General features: G+C 66.0%; 21 protein-coding genes. 8 read left to right on the top strand and 13 right to left on the bottom strand.

What is annotated here, in order from left to right:
- Positions 1-18: 18 nt before the first annotated feature.
- A complete protein-coding gene (locus tag AC5RUO_RS12795; protein ID WP_494103722.1) occupies positions 19-2,340 on the top strand; it encodes a heavy metal translocating P-type ATPase in 2,322 nt (773 codons plus the stop codon).
- Positions 2,341-2,375: 35 nt separating this feature from the next.
- Here the strand turns inward: AC5RUO_RS12795 and AC5RUO_RS12790 are convergent, their stop codons facing one another.
- A complete protein-coding gene (locus tag AC5RUO_RS12790) occupies positions 2,376-2,648 on the bottom strand; it encodes a DUF2277 domain-containing protein (RefSeq protein ID WP_494011452.1) in 273 nt (90 codons plus the stop codon).
- 211 nt (positions 2,649-2,859) lie between these two features.
- On the opposite strand from AC5RUO_RS12790, the gene AC5RUO_RS12785 reads away from it, so the two are divergent.
- Positions 2,860-3,123, top strand: coding sequence for a WXG100 family type VII secretion target (locus AC5RUO_RS12785; protein WP_494011451.1), 264 nt, complete (start codon positions 2,860-2,862; stop codon positions 3,121-3,123).
- 97 nt (positions 3,124-3,220) lie between these two features.
- On the opposite strand, the gene AC5RUO_RS12780 is transcribed toward AC5RUO_RS12785, so the two are convergent.
- The gene (locus AC5RUO_RS12780; RefSeq protein WP_494103721.1) at positions 3,221-4,270 is read right to left on the bottom strand and encodes an EamA family transporter; all 1,050 of its coding nucleotides are present in this window, start codon (positions 4,268-4,270) and stop codon (positions 3,221-3,223) included.
- Positions 4,271-4,341: 71 nt separating this feature from the next.
- On the opposite strand from AC5RUO_RS12780, the gene AC5RUO_RS12775 reads away from it, so the two are divergent.
- Positions 4,342-4,887, top strand: a complete 546-nt coding sequence (locus AC5RUO_RS12775; RefSeq protein ID WP_494011449.1) for a CGNR zinc finger domain-containing protein — start codon at positions 4,342-4,344, stop codon at positions 4,885-4,887.
- 28 nt (positions 4,888-4,915) lie between these two features.
- Here the strand turns inward: AC5RUO_RS12775 and AC5RUO_RS12770 are convergent, their stop codons facing one another.
- The 3 genes from AC5RUO_RS12770 to AC5RUO_RS12760 form a co-directional block, all read right to left on the bottom strand.
- On the bottom strand, positions 4,916-5,275 hold the full coding sequence (locus AC5RUO_RS12770) for a hypothetical protein (protein WP_494011448.1): 360 nt from the start codon (positions 5,273-5,275) through the stop codon (positions 4,916-4,918).
- 104 nt (positions 5,276-5,379) lie between these two features.
- Positions 5,380-5,970 (bottom strand): DUF308 domain-containing protein, encoded by a 591-nt coding sequence (locus tag AC5RUO_RS12765; protein WP_494011447.1) that lies wholly within the window; start codon positions 5,968-5,970, stop codon positions 5,380-5,382.
- Positions 5,971-6,024: 54 nt separating this feature from the next.
- Complete coding sequence (locus tag AC5RUO_RS12760) at positions 6,025-7,377, bottom strand: MATE family efflux transporter (RefSeq protein WP_494103720.1); 1,353 nt, start codon at positions 7,375-7,377, stop codon at positions 6,025-6,027.
- A 117-nt stretch (positions 7,378-7,494) separates the two neighbouring features.
- Between AC5RUO_RS12760 and AC5RUO_RS12755 the strand changes: the two genes are divergently transcribed.
- The 3 genes from AC5RUO_RS12755 (at position 7,495) to AC5RUO_RS12745 (ending at position 13,799) form a co-directional block, all read left to right on the top strand.
- Positions 7,495-7,929: a DoxX family protein gene (locus AC5RUO_RS12755; RefSeq protein WP_494103719.1), complete on the top strand. Its 435-nt coding sequence runs from the start codon at positions 7,495-7,497 to the stop codon at positions 7,927-7,929.
- Positions 7,930-8,283: 354 nt separating this feature from the next.
- A complete protein-coding gene (locus tag AC5RUO_RS12750; RefSeq protein ID WP_494103718.1) occupies positions 8,284-12,678 on the top strand; it encodes a rhamnogalacturonan lyase family protein in 4,395 nt (1,464 codons plus the stop codon).
- A gap of 101 nt (positions 12,679-12,779) precedes the next feature.
- Entirely contained in the window at positions 12,780-13,799 is a 1,020-nt protein-coding gene (locus AC5RUO_RS12745; protein WP_494103717.1) for an acyl-CoA thioesterase, read from the top strand.
- 8 nt (positions 13,800-13,807) lie between these two features.
- Here the strand turns inward: AC5RUO_RS12745 and dnaB are convergent, their stop codons facing one another.
- On the bottom strand, positions 13,808-15,190 hold the full coding sequence (gene dnaB, locus AC5RUO_RS12740; protein WP_494103716.1) for a replicative DNA helicase: 1,383 nt from the start codon (positions 15,188-15,190) through the stop codon (positions 13,808-13,810).
- A 658-nt stretch (positions 15,191-15,848) separates the two neighbouring features.
- Here dnaB and AC5RUO_RS12735 point away from each other — a divergent pair.
- Together AC5RUO_RS12735 and AC5RUO_RS12730 are read left to right on the top strand one after the other, a co-directional pair.
- Positions 15,849-16,121, top strand: a complete 273-nt coding sequence (locus AC5RUO_RS12735) for a hypothetical protein (RefSeq protein ID WP_494011442.1) — start codon at positions 15,849-15,851, stop codon at positions 16,119-16,121.
- 14 nt (positions 16,122-16,135) lie between these two features.
- Positions 16,136-16,708, top strand: a complete 573-nt coding sequence (locus tag AC5RUO_RS12730; protein WP_494103715.1) for a hypothetical protein — start codon at positions 16,136-16,138, stop codon at positions 16,706-16,708.
- 9 nt (positions 16,709-16,717) lie between these two features.
- Here AC5RUO_RS12730 and AC5RUO_RS12725 read toward each other — a convergent pair whose 3' ends face one another.
- The 7 genes from AC5RUO_RS12725 to rpsF form a co-directional block, all read right to left on the bottom strand.
- Positions 16,718-17,041, bottom strand: a complete 324-nt coding sequence (locus AC5RUO_RS12725) for a TFIIB-type zinc ribbon-containing protein (protein ID WP_494103714.1) — start codon at positions 17,039-17,041, stop codon at positions 16,718-16,720.
- Between the two features lie 59 nt (positions 17,042-17,100).
- Positions 17,101-17,727 (bottom strand): FMN reductase, encoded by a 627-nt coding sequence (locus AC5RUO_RS12720; RefSeq protein ID WP_494103713.1) that lies wholly within the window; start codon positions 17,725-17,727, stop codon positions 17,101-17,103.
- A gap of 106 nt (positions 17,728-17,833) precedes the next feature.
- Complete coding sequence (locus tag AC5RUO_RS12715) at positions 17,834-18,685, bottom strand: PhzF family phenazine biosynthesis protein (protein ID WP_494103712.1); 852 nt, start codon at positions 18,683-18,685, stop codon at positions 17,834-17,836.
- A 137-nt stretch (positions 18,686-18,822) separates the two neighbouring features.
- The gene (rplI, locus tag AC5RUO_RS12710; protein WP_009357083.1) at positions 18,823-19,275 is read right to left on the bottom strand and encodes a 50S ribosomal protein L9; all 453 of its coding nucleotides are present in this window, start codon (positions 19,273-19,275) and stop codon (positions 18,823-18,825) included.
- Positions 19,276-19,292: 17 nt separating this feature from the next.
- The gene (rpsR, locus tag AC5RUO_RS12705; protein ID WP_003800144.1) at positions 19,293-19,532 is read right to left on the bottom strand and encodes a 30S ribosomal protein S18; all 240 of its coding nucleotides are present in this window, start codon (positions 19,530-19,532) and stop codon (positions 19,293-19,295) included.
- A 125-nt stretch (positions 19,533-19,657) separates the two neighbouring features.
- The gene (locus tag AC5RUO_RS12700; protein ID WP_009357084.1) at positions 19,658-20,230 is read right to left on the bottom strand and encodes a single-stranded DNA-binding protein; all 573 of its coding nucleotides are present in this window, start codon (positions 20,228-20,230) and stop codon (positions 19,658-19,660) included.
- Between the two features lie 74 nt (positions 20,231-20,304).
- Positions 20,305-20,610: a 30S ribosomal protein S6 gene (rpsF, locus tag AC5RUO_RS12695; RefSeq protein ID WP_015939036.1), complete on the bottom strand. Its 306-nt coding sequence runs from the start codon at positions 20,608-20,610 to the stop codon at positions 20,305-20,307.
- Positions 20,611-20,798 lie beyond the last annotated feature (188 nt).

The following is a 20,798-nucleotide window of genomic DNA, read 5'->3' as shown; positions in this document are numbered from 1 at the left end:
GGCCAACGGGGACAAAACATGAGTCACCAGGATCTGCTCCGCCCGCCGGACACCCGCGTGGTGGAACTCGATATCGAGGGCATGACCTGCGCCTCCTGCGTCAACCGCGTGGAGAAGAAGCTCGGCAAGCTCGAGGGCGTGGAGGCAACAGTCAACCTCCCGCTCGAATCGGCCCACGTCACGGTGCCCCCAGGGATCAGCGATGAGCAGCTGGTGGACACCGTCAACGCAGCCGGATACAAGGCAACGCTCCGGCACGCCCCAGCGCCGGACCCCATTGCGCCGGACGGCAGCGAAAGCGGGGAGGCGGCGCAACCCGCGGGCGCCGTCGTCGAACATGACCATCTGGCCCATGGCGGAACCGCCGGGCAGCTGAAACCCCGCCTTCTTGTGGCGGCCGTCCTGACGGTGCCCGTGTTCCTGGTCTCGATGGTTCCGGCATTCCAGTTCGCCAACTGGGGCTGGGTTGCTGCCGCGCTGGCACTGCCGGTGGTGACCTGGGCCGCCTGGCCGTTCCACCGGGCCGCGGCCATCAACGCGCGGCACTTCGCGTCCACCATGGACACCCTGGTATCCCTGGGGGTAGCCGCAGCGTACTTGTTCTCCGCCTGGCAGCTCGCGGCCGACCCCCGCATGACCGAACACCCCGGCATGGAGGGGATGGAAACCGGCGGCCTCTACTTCGAGGTGGCGGCGGTAGTCACCACCTTCCTGCTCCTGGGCAGGTACCTGGAGGCGAATGCCAAGAAGAAGGCAGGCGATGCCCTGCAGGCGCTCCTCAACCTCGGCGCCAAGGACGCCACCATCCTTCACGACGGCGCCGAGCAGCGGATCCCCGCGGACCGTCTGCAGGTGGGCCACATCCTGGTGGTCCGCCCGGGCGAGAAGATCGCCACCGACGGTGTAGTGGTGGAGGGCAGCTCAGCGGTGGACGCCTCCCTGGTCACCGGCGAGTCCGTTCCCGTGGAAGTGGGACCCGGTTCGGCCGTCACCGGCGCCACCATCAACACCTCCGGAAGGCTGCTGGTCAAGGCGGCAAGGGTCGGCTCCGAAACCACCCTGGCGCAGATGGCCCGCCTGGTGTCGCAGGCGCAGACGGGCAAGGCGCCCATCGCCCGGCTGGCTGACCGCATCAGCGCTGTCTTCGTGCCGGTGGTTCTGGCCATTGCGGCGGCCACTTTCGTGCTGTGGCTCCTGTTCTCCGGCCCGGACGTGGCGGGCGGCGAGCTGCGCCCGGCCTTCACGGCCGCCGTCGCGGTCCTGGTCATTGCCTGCCCCTGCGCGCTGGGCCTGGCCACGCCGGTTGGCCTGCTGACAGGCACCGGCCGCGGAGCGCAACTGGGCATCCTCATCAAGGGCCCGCAGGTCCTCGAGGACACCCGCACCGTGGACACCATCCTGCTCGACAAGACCGGGACGGTGACCTCCGGCGTCCTGGCCGTGGACGCCACCGCGGCCTTCGGCGGCTTCACGGAGGACGACGTGCTCCGGCTGGCCGGGGCCGTGGAGGCGGCGTCCGAGCACCCCGTAGCGCACGCCATCGCCGCAGCGGCAAGGGCGGCCATGCACGACGGCGCCGCTTTGCCTGCCGTCCAGGCCTTCCGTTCCGCGCCCGGCGGCGGAGTCCTGGGCACCGTGGAGGGCAGGCTGGTGGTGGCCGGCCGTACGGGGTGGCTTGAGGACAACGGCATTTCACTTGCAGAAGACCAGCAGGCGTTGCTGGCGGCGGCCGAGGCGGGCGGCGCCACGGCCATCTGGGTTGCCGTGGACGGTGCCCCGGCCGGCGTGATCAGCCTGCGGGACACCGTCAAGGAAGGATCCGCCGCGGCTGTTGCCAGGCTGAAGCACCTGGGGCTGCGGCCCATCCTGCTGACCGGTGACAATGCCGCCGTGGCCGCCCAGGTGGCTGCCGCCGTCGGCATTGATGCAGCGGACGTCTATGCCGGCGTCCTGCCGGAAGGAAAGGTGGAGGCGGTCCGCCGGCTGCAGGCCGGCGGGGCAACGGTGGCCATGGCCGGCGACGGCGTCAACGACGCTGCGGCCCTGGCGCAGGCGGACCTCGGGATTGCCATGGGCTCCGGTACCGACGTGGCCATCGAGGCCGCGGACCTGACCGTCATGGGCAACGACCTCGCCCAGGTGGCCCAGGCCATCGAGCTGTCCCGGAAGACCCTGTCGACGATCAAGACGAACCTGTTCTGGGCCTTCTTCTACAACGCCGTTGGGATTCCGGTGGCCGCGCTGGGGCTGCTCAATCCCATGATCGCCGGCGCCGCGATGGCTGCGAGCTCAGTCCTGGTGGTGGCCAACTCGCTGCGGCTGCGCAGCTTCGGCAAGTAACCTTGCCGGCCCGCTGCCGGGAATCCAGGGCCGGTTCAGGCCGCGCCGTACCGGACGGCGGCGCGGGCCTTTGCCTTGGCAGCCTCGGTGTCCCGGTCCTTGGGCGGAGCCTGCGTCACCAGCGAATCGAGGAGGTGCTGGGTGATGTGCGCGATCTCGTGGACCGCCTCATCGAAGGCTTCCTGGTTGGCCTTCGAGGGCTTGGTGCTGCCGCTGATCTTGCGCACGTACTGCAGCGCGGCGGCGTGCACTTCCTCGGAGGTGGCGTGCGGCTCGAAGTTGTGGAGGGTTCGGATATTCCGGCACATAAGGCCATGCTAGGCTCTGGAGCGCCTGGGATCGACCCCTTCCGTCCGGGGTGGCGGGCGTCCGTCCATGGGGAGTCCGGCATGGGCAGGGGTGCCCATCGACACTGTTTGAGCGGCCGGGATAGGTTTTAGGCAATGGATCTTCCGGATGAGCCGGGAGGCCGGGGGATGCCGACCCATATTCGGATCCACTAACCAAGAGGAGAAACTGATGGCTATTTGGGGTGCAGACGTTGAGCAGCTTCGCCAGCTCGGCAGCAAGCTTCAGGCAGGTGCGTCCGAGATCGAGACGCAGAAGTCCACTCTCACCAAGGTTCTGAGCAGCACCAACTGGGAGGGCCCGGACGCGGAGAAGTTCCGCAACGAGTGGTCCGGAACCCACACCGCCATGCTGACCAAGGTTGCCGAGGCACTCAAGGATGCCGGCAGCCAGGCCAAGCGGAACGCTGAAGAGCAGAGCCAGGCTTCCCGCTAACCTTCCGGTCGCGAAGGCTTTGCAGCAGGGCCCGGACACCACACGGTGTCCGGGCCCTGCGGTTTAAGCCTTGCGACTGCCGCTGCTGCTGCCCGGCCTAGGGGACGGGTTCGACGTCGTTCGCGTGCTCCAGCGGGGACGGCGCCTTCGGTTCGGCTTCCTTGCCAGGCCCTGCTGCTGTTTCCGCGGCCGGGGCGCGCAGTTCATCGAGCCGCACCAGGATGACGCCGCCTACGATCAGCACACCGCCCAGCAGCTGGATGGCACCCGGCAGTTCGCCCAGCAGCAGCCAGGCCCAGACCACCGCGAAAAGAACCTCGGTGAGCGAGACGAAGGACGCCACCTTGGAACCCAAGGCCCGGGCGGCCACGATGCCGGAGACATAGGCGAGGACTGTCGCCAGGACCACCAGGCCCGCGAGGGAAACCCACCACGGGGCAACCCACCCCCCGAGCTTCGTGTCCGCTGTGCTGAAGGTCATAGGCAGGAGGCCGGTTGCACCGGCCAGCCACATGACCGCTGCCCCCACCATCAGGCCGCCGGAGGCCAGCACGATGGGTGGCAGGGTGTCGTTCTCCCTGGCGGTGATGAAGAAGTACATGGCCAGGCAGACCGCTGCGGCAATCCCCCAAAGGACGCCCACGGGATCCACCTTCACCGCGCCGGTGAGGTCCAGGACCAGCACCAGGCCGGCCAGGGAGAGCAGGGTACCGCCGAGCGTCAGCGCCCGCGGCCGCCTCCGGCTGGCGGCCCAGAGCCACAGCACAATCAGGACGGGCGCCAGATACTCCAGGAGCAGGGCGACGCCCACGGACAGGCGGGCCACCGCATTGAAGTAGAACAACTGGCATGCTGCCACCCCGATCAGGCCAAACAGGAGGATGGTCAGCCAGTTGTCCCGCAGCTGGTGCCAGCGTCCGCGCAGTGCAAGGATGGCCGGGATGGCGAGGATCAGGGCGGCGCCGGTCAGCCGGAGCGTCACGGCCGCTCCCGTGGACCAGCCGGTTTCCAGCAGTGCTTTGGCGAACGAGCCGGAGGTTCCGAAGACGGCGGAGGAAAACAGCGCGATGCCAAGTCCGGACGCCAGGAATCCCCGGCCGGCCGCCTGGGCCACACGGCTCTGGGGGTGGTTGTTGGCGGCAGGCACCGTTGCCTCCTGTCAGGAGTAAAGTGGGGTATTGGTCATGACAGTACCCGTCTGCGCTGTAAGGAGTCAAGATGGTTTTTGCCCCTGACACTGAGGTGGCGCTGCGCTCCGTGGTGGACCTGATCAATTCAGCGGCGAACGGCCGGGAGGAGCTGGCCAGCCAGGCGGACCTTGACGCCTTCCTGGAAGCCGAGGGATTTACCGGATCAAGGACCAGGGACGCCGCGGAACTGGACAGCGTCCGCGCACTGCGCCGCGAACTTGCCCGGCTCTGGACCGCGGATGAGGACACGGCGGTGGGCATTGTAAACCGGCTGCTGCGCGAGGCCAACGCCCTGCCGCAGCTGGTCAAGCACGACGGCTGGGACTGGCACCTGCATGCGTCGGCGCCCGAAGCCCCGCTGGCTGACCGGATGAGCACGGAAGCGGCCATGGCTCTCGCGGACGTGATCCGCGGCAAGGAGATGGACCGGCTGCGCACGTGCGAGGCGGAGGACTGCGACGCCGTTGTCCTTGACCTCACCCGGAACAGGTCCAAGCGCTACTGCGATACCGGGAACTGCGCCAACCGTGCACACGTGGCCGCCTACCGGGCACGGCAGGCGGCGGCGGGCTGACCAGGCGGAAAGCCTGCCCGCAGGCGGGTCAGCGCTCCGCTGGTCCTTCAGGGCCGGCGTCGGAAGCGGGCGGATTGGAGGCACCCGGAGCGCCGAAGCCATGGGAGGACTTCTTGGCTGAGCTGAGGTTGATGCCGGATCCCTTGCCCAGGTGCTCGGCGTTTTCCTTGTAGCTCATTGAAAGCATGGCCGCGATGACCAGGGTGACGATGAAGGCGATGCCGGCGCCGGTGAACGCGAGGTCGAAGCGGGGCGTCTTGGCACTGCCTCCTGAGGCGAAGATCAGTACCGCCATGAAGGTGACGACGGCCCAGAACGCGGAGAACATCAGCGGCCCCTTCACCGAGGTCCGCAGCCTGCGCGGTTTTCCTGGATGCTGGTCTGCCACTGTAAGTCCTCCCTGCAGGCGGCATGCCGGCCGTCCTGGTTTAGGTGATGTGCTGGTGCGCCCGGCCCAATTTTCTACGAGAAGTAGAACCGCGCCCTCCTAGTTTACGGCTTGCGGGCGCCGGTCCGGGCATCGTGCCGGAGCGTCAGGCCGGAGAGCACCCACAACACGCCGGAAATGATGGCGCCGCCACCTGCCACCCCCAGCAGGGCGTGGGCGCCAAGGCTGATGAAGAAGGGCAGGACGGCGGCGGTTCCGAGGCCAATAATGCCGGACGCGATCCAGTCCCGGGCCAGGACGTGCCTGCCGCGGTGGCGGAGGCCGCACCACAGCTCAAGCGCCCCGGCGGCGCCCAGGCCAAGGGCCGCTACGACGGCGAACAGCAGGTCGCCGTGCAGCAGCACCAGCGCGAAACCGGCGCCGGTCAGCACCGAGCCCGCGGCGGAGAGCAGTTTGCCGGGCACGGACTCCCGCGGGAAACCCGTGGCCGGCGCACCCCAAAGGGTTACCACGCCCGTGGCCAGCAGGTACAACCCGCCGGCCCAGCCCATGACTTCAATGGAGGGCGAGGGCCAGAAGATGGTCACGGCACCGAACACCAGTGCAGCCGCCGAGCGGAGCAGGACCGGCTTCCAGAGGTCGGACCGGGGAGCGGCTTTGGGAGCGGCGCCTGCGGGGGTAAGTGGTTGCGTCACCGGACCAGTTTAGTGGGGAGCGCTTCGCCGTGTATCGAGGGGTGGGCGCAACAGTCAGGCCGAGCCCAGGACCATCCACCGGTCCGCCGCGGCGCGGAGGCCCAAAGTCACTGCCCGGGCGGCCATATAACCCACCGCGAAGGCGGCCCAAAGCCAGCCCAGGCCCGCCGCCCCGGCGGCGCCGGACCAGGCGACGGCGGCCAGCAGGGGCAGATAGACGGCGAGGTTCACCAGTCCGGCCAGCGCCAGGTACCTGGCATCCCCGGCGCCAATCAGCACACCGTCCAGGACGAAGACATACCCGGCAACGGGCTGGCCTGCGGCAAGGATCCACAGGGCAACAGCCAGGACGGACTGCACCTCCCGGTCGGCCGTAAAGAGTGCCCCCACCCAGGGCGCCGCCGCCGCCAGCAGCAGGCCGGTCAGCACGCCGAAGCTGATGCCCCAGCGGATCATCGTCCGCGTAAGCGCGCGCGCCTTGGCGGCATTGGAGGCCCCCAACTCCTTGCCGATCAGCGCCTGGGCGGCAATTGCCAGCGCATCCAGGGCAAAAGCCAGGAACGAAAAGATTGTCATCGCCAGCTGGTGCGCTGCAAGGTTCACGGCACCCTGCCCGGTCACCACCAGCACCGTCACCAGGATGGCTGCGCGCAGGCTCAGGGTGCGCAGCATGAGCCACGACCCCACCCTGCTCATGCTCCGGATCCCCCGCCAGCTGGGGAGGAGGCTGACGCCGTGGCGGACGGCGTTGCGCCGGACCATTGACACATACACGCAGGCCATGGCCCACTGCGCCAGGCTGGTCCCGACCGCGGAGCCGGTGACCGACAAGCCGAGACCGTAAACCAGCCACAGGTTCAGGACAATGTTTATTCCGAAGCCGGCGGTGGCAACCACCAGCGGCGTCCGCGTGTCCTGCAGGCCACGGAGGACCCCGGTCCCGGCAAAGACCAGGAGCATGGCCACCAGTCCCGGCATGGACCAGCGCAGGTAGTCCACGGCGAAGGTGCGGACTTCCCCCTCCGCGCCCATCAGCCCGATCAGCGGCTCAGCTGCCGCGAAGCCGGCCACCGCAAGGACGACGCCTAGCAGCAGTGCCAGCCAGACGCCGTCGCGCCCCGCCGCCAGGGCCTTACCCAGCTGCCCCTCGCCGATGGCACGTGCCACCGCCGGGGTTGTTGAGTAGGCCAGGAACACCATGAGCCCGACGGCGGTGTGCAGCACCGCCGATGCCAGTCCGACCCCGGCCAGCTGCTCCACCCCCAGGTGCCCCACGATGGCCGAGTCCGCGAGCAGGAACAGGGGTTCGGCCACCAGCGCGCCGAAGGCGGGGACGGCGAGGCGCAGGATTTCCCGGCCGTGGCTCCGGCGGGCTGCCACGCGAAGGGGGGTTGATGGTTGGGGCACCGTGCCAGCTTAACGGGGAGACCCCTAGCCGCGCCTTGGGATAGACATTCATGACAAAGTTCACACTTCAGGCAGGATAGTTGACAGTTCAACTATTTCTGCTGAAGACTGGAAGACATGAACCAGTCCCGACTTACCACCACCGCCCTCACCGCCCTGCGCATCGTCCTCAGCTTCCTCTTTGCAGCCCACGGCTGGCAGAAGTTCTCCGAGTGGACCATCGCCGGCACCCAGGCCTCCTTCGCCAAGATGGGCGTGCCCGCAGCGGAGATCGCGGCCCCGGCGGTAGCCGTCCTCGAACTCGCCGGCGGCATTGCCCTCATCCTGGGCATCCTCACCCGGGTCATAGCCGTACTTCTGGCCCTCGACATGCTCGGCGCCCTCTTCCTGGTCCACGCCTCCGCAGGTGTCTTCGCTGCGAACGGCGGCTACGAACTGGTGCTGCTGTTGGCAGCGGCAGCCTTCGCGCTGGCGCTTACCGGCGCCGGCCGCCTCTCGGTGGACCGGGCCCTCTTCGGCCGCAACAACTCCAGGCTGGCCGTCCTCGCCTAAATAGGAACCAGGAAGGCTAACGCCCGACGGCGGCCGCGCACCCAGGTGCCTCGGCCGCCGTCGGGCATTTAACCACCAAGCCGGGCATCATTGGCCAACAAGTTCGAACAGCAAATATCACTTTTCGCGCGGGAAAGATCGGGAAAACGCTTGCCTTGCCGCGCGGCAAGCTGATAGACCATGGTGAGTGCAGCGTGCGAGCTGCATCACCCGCACCCAGGTCTCAGCCTCTTTACCCCGGCTCCCCCTTCGGGATCCACCCTCAAATGCAACGTGCACCCTCTGGAGCGCACTGCTTTTGAATCGTTCCAACCGACCGGGCTGCGTTGCTACCGCTCATCGAAGGAGATGTCCGTGAACCAACCCCCGCAACCTATCCTCCAAACCCTGGAAGGCCCGCCACGGCGACGACGCCTTGCCGCTTCCGGCGCCAAGGCCGCCACCGCAGCCATCGCCTCGGCTGCCATAGCCTTCACCGGCCTTCCCCCTGTCCATGCGAACACCGCCCTGCCGCCTGTGGGAAGCGGGTTCAAGTTCGACTTCGGTCCCGGGGCAACGGCGGCCGGCTATACGCATGTGGATGCCGGCACGCAGTACTCCGCAGCAGGAAAGTTCGGCTTTGCGGACACTGCCGCCACCTCCGGCGCGGACCGCGGCACTGGCGACGCCCTCCGTTCCGACTTCGTGCAGGCCCAGGGCAGCACCTTCCTCGTGGACATTCCGAACGGCGATTACACGGTCAAACTGATAGCCGGCGACGCCGTGGAAGCAACCAACATCGCCATCACAGCGGAGAAAATGGCCAAGGTCCAGCTCACGGACAAGCCTGCCGGCCAGTACCTGGAGATGGAGTTCCCCATTTCACTGGTGGACGGCCAGCTGAACCTCGACTTCAGCGGCACCGCGGCCAAAATCAACTCGCTGGTCATCGCCGCGCGGGCCCCCCGCACCGCCACCAGCGATCCTGGCGTCTACCTTGCCGGCGACTCAACGGTCCAGACCTACGATCCCGGCTACGTCCCGCAGGCGGGCTGGGGCCAGATGATCGACCGCTACTTCGACGGCGCCGTGACCTTCCGCAACCACGCCATCGGCGGCAGGAGCTCGAAGAACTTCATCAGCCAGGGACGCCTGGACGAAATCCTCCGCGTCATCAACCCCGGCGACTACCTGATGGTCCAGTTCGGCCACAATGACGCCACCATCGGCGTGGATGACCGGTATGCGTCTCCCGCCGACTACAAGGAATACCTCCGCACCTACGTCCATGGCGCCCGCCAGCGCGGTGCAACCCCCATCCTGGTGACGCCGGTGGGCCGCCGCGACTACGACGAGGCCACGGGCAAGTTCCGCGTCAGCTTCCCCGAATACGTTGCCAAGATGCAGGAGCTTGCGGCCGAGGAAAACGTGGCCCTGGTGGACCTCTCCGCCTCAAGCCGTGCGTACTACGACCAGATCGGCCCCGAGGACACCAAGTCCGTCTTCCTCCATGTTGATGCCGGCGTATACCCCAACCGGCCCACCGGCACTGTGGACAACACTCACTTCCAGGAATATGGCGCCATCCAGATCGCCCGCCTGGTGGCAGGCGGCGTGAAGAGCCTGAACCTGCCCCTGGCCACGCGCGTCCGGGAGGTGGCGCCGCCGTCGTCCGTTCCCGCGAAGCCGCAGGGACTGGTGGCGGGAAGCATCTCCAATGCCGGGGCACTGCTCAAGTGGCAGCCGGTGGAAGGTGCCGACATCTACAAGGTGTACCGCAAGCTGGCCGACGAACCCGACAGCTCGTACAAGCTCACCACCACCGCCACCGTTCCCACCGCCAACCTGGCCGGACTTGCCGAAGGCACGGCCTACAGCGTCCGGGTGGCCGCGATGAACGGCAAGGGCCTGTCCGAGCCCAGCGACGCACTGGCCCTGACCACCAAAAAGGCGAAGTACAAGTTCGACTTCGGCCCGGTGGGGGCACCAGTGGAAGCAGGCTACACCGAGGTGAACCGGACCATGGCCTACACCCCGGAGCGGACGTTCGGCTTCAAGGACACCTCCGTCCTCAGCGACCGCGACCGAGGTGCCGTGACCAGCAACCTCCTCCGGGACTTCGTCCTGAGCGGCAGCAGCTTTGAGTTCCGGCTGGACGTCCCCAACGGCACCTACGCCCTGAAGACGTACCACAGCGACTGGATCGGCTCCACCCGGACGGACGTTGCTGCCGAAGGCATCCCGTTCGGGCAGGTATCCTCCGGCAGGGAATCCTCCGCCACCAAGATCATCAACCAGGTCCTGGTCTCTGACGGGCAGCTGAACCTGGCCATCAGCGGCTCGGGCCAGCGGCTCAACGGCCTGGAGGTCACCCCGCTGCTGGTCGGGCCCACCAACCTGCGCACCACTGCAGTGAACGCCGCCGCAGACCCCGCCACCGTGGACCTTGCCTGGGATCCGGTGGCCGACGCCACGAGCTACAAGGTGTTCCGGCAGGCCTCCTTCGAGACCGAGCCCCAGTTGGTGGCTGAAAACGTGGCGGCTCCGGCCTTCCAGGACACAACCGCCTTCCCGGGGCTCCCCTACAAGTACTTCGTGACCGCCCTGGACAGCACCGGCCTTGAGTCGGTCCGCTCCAACACCGCGGAGACCGCGCTGGTTGATCCGGCCACCCCGGTCCCGGCTGCCACCGCCAAGGTGGACATCAAGGCAGTGGAGAAGACCAGCGTCACCCTCAAATGGCAGAAGGTGGCCGACGCCGCCGCCTACCAGATCTACCGCTCCACCTCGCCGGACGGGCCCTTCGAGTACGTCGGCCGCGCGTCCGAGGTGAACTTCACGGACTACACCGTGCTGACCACCATCAGGTACTACTACCGGGTGACCACCGTCAACAAGGGCGGCGAGTCGCTCCCCTCCCCCGTGATCGGCACGGAAAAGGTCACGGTGGTCAACCGGCAGATGGAGCAGATTGACCGTGCTCCCGTGGCACTCCTGACCGAGGGCGGTGTACGGGTGGGCTGGCGCATGCTGGGCCTGGACCCGGAGCAGATTGGGTTCCACGTGATCCGCGATGGCGTGCAGCTCACCGAGGAGCCCATCCGCAACAGCACCACCTTCCTTGACCCGGCCGGGACGGCCGCTTCCCGCTACGCCATCAAGGCCGTTGGCGCCGGTGGGGACCAGCTGACCGCGGAGTTCACGCCGCTGGCGCAGGACTACCTTGCCGTGAAGCTGGACAAACCGGCTGACGACTACACCAAGGACGGGCAGCCCTACACCTACTCCGCCGGTGACGCGAGCGTCGCGGACCTGGACGGGGACGGCACGTACGAAATCATCCAGATGTGGTCCCCGTCCAATTCCAAGGACAACTCGCAGGCGGGCTACACCGGCACGGTCTACGTGGACGCCTACCGGATGGACGGCACCAGGCTCTGGCGGATCAACATGGGACCGAACATCCGTGCCGGGGCGCACTACACCCAGCTCCTGGCGTACGACTTCGACGGCGACGGCAAGGCCGAAGTGGCCATGAAGACCGCGGACGGAACGCGTGACGGCGCCGGAACGGTCATCGGCAACGGCGGCGCCGACCACCGGAACAGCAGCGGCTATGTGCTCACCGGCCCGGAGTTCCTCACCGTCTTCCATGGCGCCACCGGCACCGTGTTGGACACCGTGGCCTACGACCCGCCGCGCGGGGATGTGGGGGCATGGGGCGATACCTACGGCAACCGCGTGGACCGGTTCCTGGGTGCCGTGGCCTACCTGGACGGCGAACGCCCGTCCATGATGTTCAGCCGCGGCTATTACACCCGTGCAGTCCTGGCCGCCTACGACCTTGTGGGCGGCAAGATCACCAAACGCTGGATCTTCGACTCTGACGCCAGCGGGGCGCAGTACCGCGGACAGGGCAACCACAATATGTCCGTTGCCGATGTGGACGCGGACGGCAAGGACGAGTTCGTCTTCGGTTCCATGACCATCGACGACAACGGCAAGCCGCTCTACACCACCGGCCTGGGCCACGGCGACGCCATCCACACCAGCGATTTCGACCCGTACCGCCCGGGGCTGGAGACCTTTGCAGCCCACGAGGACATGGGATCCAGCGGCAACCGGGGCGCCACCTTCCGCGACTCCAAGACCGGCGCTGTCCTGTGGAGCATCCCTGCGGTCAAGGACACCGGCCGGGCGGCAATGGGCGACATCGATCCCCGGCACCCGGGCGCCGAGGGCTGGGCCATTGGCGGGGACGCCGCGTGGAACTCGGCCGTCGGCCAGCTCCGCTCCGCCAGGGGTGAGCTGATCGCCGAGAAGATTCCTGCGGCCAACTTCCTGGCATGGTGGGACGGGGACCTGCTCCGTGAGATCGTCGACCACGACTGGGACGCCACTACAAGCACCGGAACGCCCAGCATCGCCAAGTGGAACTGGCAGGCCGCAACAAGCGAGCGGCTGCTGACCGCAACAGGTGCAAAGTCGAACAACAGCACCAAGGGCACGCCTGCCATCCAGGCCGACCTGCTGGGTGACTGGCGCGAGGAAATCGCCTGGCCTTCGGCTGACAGCACCGAATTGCGGATCTACACCACCACGGCGGGCACGGACATCCGGCTCCGGACCCTGATGCACGATCCGGTGTACCGCCTGTCCGTGGCGCGGGAGAACATCTCCTACAACCAGCCGCCGCACCCGGGCTTCTTCATCGGTGAAGGAATGGATCTTCCTGCCCAGCCGGACATCGTGTACACCCGCGCCGGCTAGGGGTTCCGCGACGCTTCCCCGTCCGCCTTTCCGGCGGGCGGGGCAGCGTTGTTTTTCGCCCCCAACCCGCCGGTAACCGGGCGCGTCAGTATGATCGCACCATGACTGCGACCGGCACTTCGAACTCCGTGACCCTGCGATTCCAGGCCGCCCCGATGGATGTGGGCCACAGCGGCTCGGTGGATGCGGGGACAGTCCTGGAGTGGGTGGACAAGGCCGCCTATGCTGCGGCGGTGGGTTGGGCCAAGTCCTACTGCGTCACCGCCTATGTCGGAAACATCCATTTCGCGGACCCGGTCAACAGCGGCGATATGGTGGAGGTGGAAGCCACCATCGTGTACACCGGCCGGTCCTCCATGCATATCCGCACCGTGGTTTCCTCCGGGGATCCCAAGGGCGGGCCCGCCACCATGCGCAGCCAGTGCATGGTGATCTTCGTGGCGGTGGGCGAGGACGGCAAACCCATTCCCGTGCGGCAGTTCGAGCCCGCCACACCCGCCGAGATCGAGCAGCGCGACCACGCCCTGGCCCGCATCAAGGTTCGTGAACAGATTGTGGAAGCCATGAACCGGCAGGAATATACCGATGCCGGTACGGCCGAACGGGTGACCCTGCGGTTCATGGCGGCCCCCACCGACGTGAACTGGGGCGGCAAGGTCCACGGCGGCATCGTGATGAAGTGGATCGACGAGGCCGCTTATGTCTGCGCGTCCCGCTACTGCGGCAGGGACACTGTGGCGGTGTTCTCCGGCGGCGTGCGCTTCTACCGGCCGCTGCTGATCGGACACGTGGTGGAGGTGGAGGCCCGGCTGGTCTACACCGGGACCAAGGGCATGCACGTTGCCGTCCACGTCAGGTCCGGCGACCCCAAGGGCGGCGAGCTGAACCTCACTACCTACTGCCTCACCGTCATGGTGGCGCGCGACGCCGAGGGCAACTCCGTGCCGGTCCCCACGTGGGTGCCGGTCAGCGAGGAAGACAAGAGGCTGCACGCGCATGCGCTCGAGCTGCTGGAGATCCGGGGCACCGCCCCTGGAAACCGGCTGCCGAACCACCTGCTTGAGCAGGCTGAGGCGCGCCGCCTCGCCGGACAGGATGCCGGGCAGGCCGCTCCGGCCTGACGCCTTTGCTAGAAGCCGCCGCTGCCGGCGTCGGCCGCCATGTTCGCGAACCGCGAGTAGTGGCCCTGGAAGGCGACCACAATGTCCTTCGTCGGGCCGTTACGGTGCTTGGCCACCAGGATGTCCGCTTCGCCGGCGCGCGGTGATTCCTTGTCGTAGACGTCCTCGCGGTGGAGCAGGATCACCATGTCGGCATCCTGCTCAATGGAACCTGACTCTCGAAGATCCGAAACCATGGGGCGCTTGTCCTGCCGCTGTTCAGACCCACGGTTGAGCTGGGACAGGGCAATGACGGGGACCTCGAGTTCCTTGGCGAGCAGCTTGAGGGCACGCGAGAATTCGGACACTTCCTGCTGGCGGGATTCCACTTTCTTGCCGGAGCTCATGAGCTGCAGGTAGTCCAGGATGACGAGCTTGAGGTTGTGCTGCTGCTTGAGGCGGCGGCACTTGGCGCGGATTTCCATCAGGGACATGTTGGGGCTGTCATCGATGAAAAGTGGTGCGTCGTTCATCCGGCCCATCGTGGTGGCGATCTTGGACCACTGCTCGTCCTTGATGGTCCCCTTTCGGAGGTCCTGCAGGCCGATGGTGGCTTCGGCCGAGAGGAGTCGCATGGCGATCTCGTTCCGGCCCATTTCGAGCGAGAACATGACCGTTGCCAGGTTGTTCTTGATGGCCGCGGAACGGGCGAAATCCAGCGCGAAGGTGGACTTACCGACGGCGGGCCTGGCAGCGATCACGATCATCTGCCCGGGGTGGAGGCCGTGGGTGAGTTCGTCAAGCTCATAGAATCCGGTGGGGACGCCGGTCATGCCCTCACCGCGGTGGCCGGACGCCTCAATCTCGTCCACGGTGGACTCCATGACGTCCTTGAGCACCACATAGTCCTCGGCCGTCCGGCGCTCAGCCACCGCGTAGACCTCAGCCTGCGCCTGGTTGACCAGCTCCTCCACCTCGCCATCGGAGCCGTAGCCCAGCTGGACGATCTTGGTGCCGGCATTCACGAGGCGCCGCAGGACGGCGCGTTCTGCCACGATCTCGGCGTAGTACCCGGCATTGGCCGCCGTGGGAACGGTCTGGATCAGTTCATGGAGGTAGGCCGGGCCGCCAATCCTGTTGATCTCGCCACGCTTAGTCAGCTCGTCCGAGACAGTCACTGCGTCCGCGGGCTCACCCCGGCCGTAGAGGTCGATGATGGCTTCGTAAATGGTTTCGTGGGCCGGACGGTAGAAGTCCTGGCCCCGGAGGATCTCCACCACGTCAGCAATGGCATCTTTGGACAGCATCATGCCGCCAAGAACCGACTGCTCGGCGGCGATGTCCTGGGGAGGCTTTCGGCTGGAGTCTGATCCGCGGGTAGTCTCTACCGGGTCCAGTTGCGCGATTGACAAAGCTGCCGTCCTCCATCTGTACCGGGATAGGGGTTGCCCGGTGGTTACTGTCCTGTTTGAGGCTCACCCGGAAAAGTCCGTGCCCGGCCACCTGTCCAGTTCTACCGGCGGGGTCCGACAATGCTGCCGCCACCCGAAAAGCAGGTGTTTGGGAGTTATCCCCACTGTCCACAGGTTTTCCACAGAGGCCTCTCCTGAGGACAGTTACTGGCCGCAGTTTGGACTCTCGTCCCTAATGCCGGAACCATTTCCTGCCCTCACAACAGGTACTCCGCTACGCTAGCCCCCCGGGCCCCGGCGGCAAAGCCGGCAGGCCGGGCAGACTGTGGATAACCTGTGCACTGAGGGGCATAGCTTGTGCACAGCCTGTGTGAAACCCTGTGGAAAGAAAAAAACTTTTGCCCCCAAAGCGCCTCTGACCTGCGAAAACATTACGTTCAGTCTGTGGAGTAAATATTTCTCCTGTGGAATTTCATCCACAGGCCCCGCCGCTTCGCCTGCGCCCGGGGTGAACAAACGATTCCAGTGACACTCGCCACGGGCAGCAAGTGGCGCTTCTCATATTCCCCTCCCGGCCCCTTCCGCAACTCCTCGCCGCACTGTATGCCCCCGCGTGAATATTGCTGTGGATAACGTGGATCTGGCATAAGCTCTAGGTATGGGCGAACTGCTGCTGGTGCTTCTGCCGGCAATTGTCCTGGTGGCGCTCCTTTGGGGTCTTTTCACCGCCCTGAGCCCCCGGGACTCCGGCATCTCCGACGCGGAAAAATATCAGCGCGACCTTGCCGAACGTTCGGCCAGGCACTATGCAGCACAGGTCGAAGCGGCCACCGCTGCCCGTGCCCGGCTGGAGGGGAAGACGCGCCATGGCCAGAACGCTGCACAGCAGGATGCAGGCAAACAGATCTGGCACCGGCCAGGAAACACATAGAAGGCTTTAGAACAATGGAATCGCTTGTGGTCCCTGTCCTTATCCTCCTGGCAGTAGTGGCTGGAGTCATTCTTGCCATGCGCGCTTTTGGGAAACGCAAGGCAGCACATCCGGCCGCCACTCCGCAGCCCGCGGCGTCCTCCGCCGAGCTTGCCCGTGCAGCTGCAGCCAAGCTGTCGGAGGACGAGCACCGGCGGCTCTACGCCCTCATCGCCCAGGGGCAGGCCATGGCCGCCATCAAGCTGTACTACGAGGCCACCGGCGACGGATTGCGCGCCTCCCGCGATGCGGTGGGTGCACTGGCCGCACACCCGCAGCCCTACCGGAGCCCGGAAGCCGCCGCCCAGGAGCCTGACGAAGACGACGACGACGAGCCGCAGCGGTTCCCCTACCGCTACCGCGCCATTGTGAGCAAAGGCGACGTCACCCGCGAGGTCAGCAGCAACATGCTTAACGACGAGATCTACGGCAGGATCCGCACCCTGGCACGGAACGGTGATACGGAGGCGGCTGCCATGGCATTGACCCGCCACTCGGATATCTCCATGAAGCAGGCCCGGGAGTTCATCGAACTGCTCGACGAATAAGGCTCCGGCCTAGAAATCGAACAGATCCCCCAGCCAGCCTTCCTTCTTCTTATGCCGGCGGTCGTAGTCCCGGTCATACCCTTGCTTGCCGTATCTCCGGTCGTCATATCGGGGCTGCTCACGCCCCGGGTCGAAGTTGGGATAGAGCGGCGGCGGAGTGGGGCCTGAGGCGGAGCGTGCCGGCCGGGCAGGCGCCGTGCCGGGCATCAGGTCCGCGGCCCGGTCCAGGATCTTGTCCAGCTCGCCACGGTCCAGCCAGACCCCACGGCACTGCGGACAGTAGTCAATTTCCACCCCGCTGCGCTCGGTCATCAACAGGTCTACGGAATCCACAGGGCATTTCATATCCGGCACAACGACCGGCTGTCCCTGAAAGTTCGCTGCGTCCGGTTTCAGCGGTTGCCCGAAATGCGCGCCAGCAGCTGCTCGAAGGGGAGGGACTGCAGCGGGGAGGGCTTGCCGCCGGGCTGGGTGCCGGTCAGCAGTCCGGCGAACTCGCCGGCAGCACGGTCAATCCGCTCCGCGAGGAAGGAGCCGCCGTCGTCCACCGTTCCCCAGTCCTGCGGACCGGCGAAGACGCCCGTGGCGGCAATCCGCGTCCGCAGGTAGCTGAACAGCGGACGCATGGCGTAGTCCAGGACCATCTGGTGGCGGTCGCTGCCGCCGGTGGCGCCCAGCAGGACCGCCTTGCCGTCCAGGGATTTGGGGTCAAGAACGTCAATGAATGACTTGAACAGGCCACTGTAGGACGCACTGAATACGGGGCTTACTGCGATCAGTCCATCAGATGCTTCCACGCCCGCAATGACTTCCGCCAGGCGCGGAGCGGGGTAACCGGTCACGAAGTTGTTGGCGATGTCCACCGCCAGGTCGCGGAGTTCCACGACCTCCACCGTCACGTCGTAGCCGGCCGCCGAGAGCTGCCGCTCGGCCGAAGCTGCCAGCTGGTCAGCAAGCAGGCGGCTCGACGACGGGACGCCGAGTCCCGCGGAAAGAACTGTGATGCGGCGGGTTTCCATGGCATTTCTCCTGTTGCTTCGTTCATTCACCATACATGCATTTGCATCTAAATGGTGAACCGTGGGATTTCCGCGCATATTCCCGCAGCCCCTTCTGGCCGCGGGGCTACAGGAGTACCGAGCCGCGGATGCAGGTGCTGGAGTTGCCCCCGATCCAGGTTTCTCCGCCTCCGGCCGTGACATGGATGCGTCCGGCACGGCCCAGGACGGTCCCCTGTGCGGCCACGTATTCCTCCGCTGCCCGGCCACTGGCGATCAACCATTGCGCCGCACCCGCATTGAAGCTGCCGGTAACGGGATCCTCCACCATGGCGTCCCCGGGAATGAAGGTACGGACTTCAAAGTCCACGTCCGCGCCCGGCCGGTGCGGCGCCACCACGCCCACCTTCAAATCACCCATCAGCGCCAGATCGGGCTCCAGCGCAAGCACCTGGGCTGCAGAAGCCAGCAGCACGCCGATCCATTCCGGCCCGTTCACCAGCCAGGAAGCATCGAGGATGTCTTCGGGCGCCAGGCGCAGTGCCGCCGCCAACTGCTGCCTGGTGGGTCCATCTACCGGCCCGAAGCGGGTCAGGGGCGGAGCGGCAAAAGCCAGCCGGCCGCCGTCGTTCTTTATCCGGACCAAACCCGCCCCACACTCCTGCACCAAACTGCCGGGCGACTTCGGCACTCCACCGGCCTCCAGCCAGGCGTGGGCCGAGCCCAGCGTCGGGTGCCCGGCGAAGGGAAACTCCTCGCTGCCGGTGAAGATCCGTACCCGGTAGTCCGCCCGGGGATCCGTCGGGGGCAGCAGGAAGGTGGTCTCGGACAGGTTGGTCCAGTTGGCAAAGTGCTGCATCTGGCTTCCGGTGAGGCCCTCGGCGTCAAGGACAACGGCCAGCGGATTGCCCCGGTACGCCCGGTCAGAGAAGACATCAACCTGGTGGAAGGGGCGCGGCCGCATGGTTTCGATAGTCACCGCTGCATGCTAGCAGCAGTGCTGGCAGGGCACTGGCGACCGCCACGTCATGGCCGAACTGCACAGCCATTGAAACAAAGCAAAAGACCCCCACCGCCGGAATCCGGCGGCGGGGGTCCTCCAGGTGCAGTCAGGGACTACTTCCCCGCAACTACGTCGAGTTCAATCACAGCGGCAACGTCGTCGTGCAGACGGACGTTCGCCTGGTAGGAACCGACCGACTTGATGTGGACGGGCAGTTCAACCTTGCGCTTGTCGATGCTGCCCAGGCCTGCGGCCTCAACAGCGTTGGCGACGTCGGCCTGCTTGACCGTGCCGAACAGGCGTCCGGTTTCGCCGGCCTTGACGACGAGCTGAACCGGCTTGGACTGAAGTGCAGCGGCCTGCTTCTGAGCGTCTTCCAGGGAAGCGTGCTCGCGGGCAGCGCGGGCAGCCTTGATGGACTCAACCTGCTTCTCGCCACCCTTCGACCAGGTCAGGGCGAAGTTACGGGGCAGCAGGTAGTTACGTGCGTAACCGTCCTTGACCTCGACAACGTCGCCAGCAGCACCGAGACCGGTTACTTCGTGGGTCAGAATGAGCTTTGCCATGTTAGTTAATCCCTTCCTTAGCCGCGGCCAGCGCCGGAGTAAGGCAGCAGAGCAACTTCGCGGGCGTTCTTGATTGCCTGTGCGATCTTGCGCTGTTCCTGGACCGTGACGCCGGTGACGCGACGGGCGCGGATCTTTCCGCGGTCGGAGATGAACTTGCGCAGCAATGCTACGTCCTTGTAGTCGATGACAGTGATGTCAGCGGCCTTCAAGGGGTTGGACTTTGGTTTGGGCTTACGGAGTTCAGCCTTAGCCATCGTGGAGCTCCTATTCTAGGGAGCCCGTGGATGTTGATCCACGGGATGGTGGTGGTCCGGCGGCGGCATTCGCACAGGTGCCGAAGGCACTTTCTGCGGTCCCGGCGTCGGGCCTTTATTGGTTGTTAGAAGGGAGGTTCGGAATCGGGGCCGTTGCCCCAGCCGCCCGCGTTGGAGACGCCGGGCGTAGCCCAGGGGTCATCCTGCGCAGCCTGCTGGTTGCCGCCGCCCCAGCCTCCACCGGAGTTGCCGCCCTGGCTTCCACCAGAGTTGCCGCCTCCGAAGCCACCGCCGCTGTTGCCGCCACCAAAGCCGCCGCCCTGACCGCCGGAGCGCTGGGTGCGGTTGACCTTGGCATTGGCATAGCGCAGGCTGGGGCCGATTTCGTCGACCTCAAGCTCAATAACGGTGCGCTTTTCGCCTTCTTTGGTTTCGTAGGAACGGCTCTTCAAACGGCCGGTAACGATGACGCGCATGCCCTTGGTAAGGGACTCGGCAACGTTTTCGGCTGCTTCACGCCAGACGGCGGCGCGGAGGAACAGGGTTTCCCCGTCCTTCCACTCGTTGGACTGGCGATCAAAGGTGCGCGGGGTGGAAGCGATGGTGAAGTTCGCTACTGCCGAACCGGACGGTGTGAACCGCAATTCCGGGTCATTGGTGAGGTTACCGATGACCGTAATGGTGGTTTCGCCTGCCATCTACTGCCTCCTTGTTCGATCCTGAGTGAAGAGTTCGTTTCCTGCGGGGTAAAGAATGAAAATCGGTGCTGAAATTATTCAGCAACAACCTTCTGCTCTTCGGGGCGGGTGATCTTGGTGCGCATGATGGTCTCGTTAAGAGACAGCTGGCGGTCAAGTTCCTTGGCGGTTTCCGGCTTGGCGGTGAAGTTCACCACGGCGTAGATACCTTCGGACTTCTTCTTGATGTCGTAAGCCAGACGGCGACGGCCCCAGATGTCAACCTTTTCGATGGTTCCACCATCGTTGGTGATGACGTTCAGGAACTTCTGAAGCGACGGCTCAACGGTACGCTCTTCGACCTCGGGGTCGATGATTACCATCAATTCGTAAGGACGCATATGTGAACCCACCTCCTTTGGGCTAAGCGGTTACGGCATTTCCGTAACAGGAGGTTCATTTGCGATGCCGTGCCGTGGCCAGCCACCGGAACGGGGCGGGACGCAGCACAGACTTCAATATCTTAGTGCATTTGGAACGGATAGGCGATTCACCCTTGACTTCCAGACTAGTGCCGGTGTCCTGCAGG

This window comes from Arthrobacter sp. Y3221087, assembly GCF_059089905.1.
The sequence above is the reverse complement of the archived record's forward strand: the minus strand, read 5'-3'. Positions and strand labels throughout refer to the sequence as shown.

What these genes read in the sequence shown, in the direction of transcription:
- AC5RUO_RS12795 (WP_494103722.1), top strand. Translation starts at nt 19, where the DNA reads ATGAGTCACCAGGATCTGCTCCGCCCGCCGGACACCCGCGTGGTGGAA.
- AC5RUO_RS12790 (WP_494011452.1), bottom strand. Translation starts at nt 2,648, where the DNA reads ATGTGCCGGAATATCCGAACCCTCCACAACTTCGAGCCGCACGCCACC.
- AC5RUO_RS12785 (WP_494011451.1), top strand. Translation starts at nt 2,860, where the DNA reads ATGGCTATTTGGGGTGCAGACGTTGAGCAGCTTCGCCAGCTCGGCAGC.
- AC5RUO_RS12775 (WP_494011449.1), top strand. Translation starts at nt 4,342, where the DNA reads ATGGTTTTTGCCCCTGACACTGAGGTGGCGCTGCGCTCCGTGGTGGAC.
- AC5RUO_RS12755 (WP_494103719.1), top strand. Translation starts at nt 7,495, where the DNA reads ATGAACCAGTCCCGACTTACCACCACCGCCCTCACCGCCCTGCGCATC.
- AC5RUO_RS12745 (WP_494103717.1), top strand. Translation starts at nt 12,780, where the DNA reads ATGACTGCGACCGGCACTTCGAACTCCGTGACCCTGCGATTCCAGGCC.
- AC5RUO_RS12735 (WP_494011442.1), top strand. Translation starts at nt 15,849, where the DNA reads ATGGGCGAACTGCTGCTGGTGCTTCTGCCGGCAATTGTCCTGGTGGCG.
- AC5RUO_RS12730 (WP_494103715.1), top strand. Translation starts at nt 16,136, where the DNA reads ATGGAATCGCTTGTGGTCCCTGTCCTTATCCTCCTGGCAGTAGTGGCT.
- AC5RUO_RS12720 (WP_494103713.1), bottom strand. Translation starts at nt 17,727, where the DNA reads ATGGAAACCCGCCGCATCACAGTTCTTTCCGCGGGACTCGGCGTCCCG.
- rplI (WP_009357083.1), bottom strand. Translation starts at nt 19,275, where the DNA reads ATGGCAAAGCTCATTCTGACCCACGAAGTAACCGGTCTCGGTGCTGCT.
- rpsR (WP_003800144.1), bottom strand. Translation starts at nt 19,532, where the DNA reads ATGGCTAAGGCTGAACTCCGTAAGCCCAAACCAAAGTCCAACCCCTTG.
- AC5RUO_RS12700 (WP_009357084.1), bottom strand. Translation starts at nt 20,230, where the DNA reads ATGGCAGGCGAAACCACCATTACGGTCATCGGTAACCTCACCAATGAC.
- rpsF (WP_015939036.1), bottom strand. Translation starts at nt 20,610, where the DNA reads ATGCGTCCTTACGAATTGATGGTAATCATCGACCCCGAGGTCGAAGAG.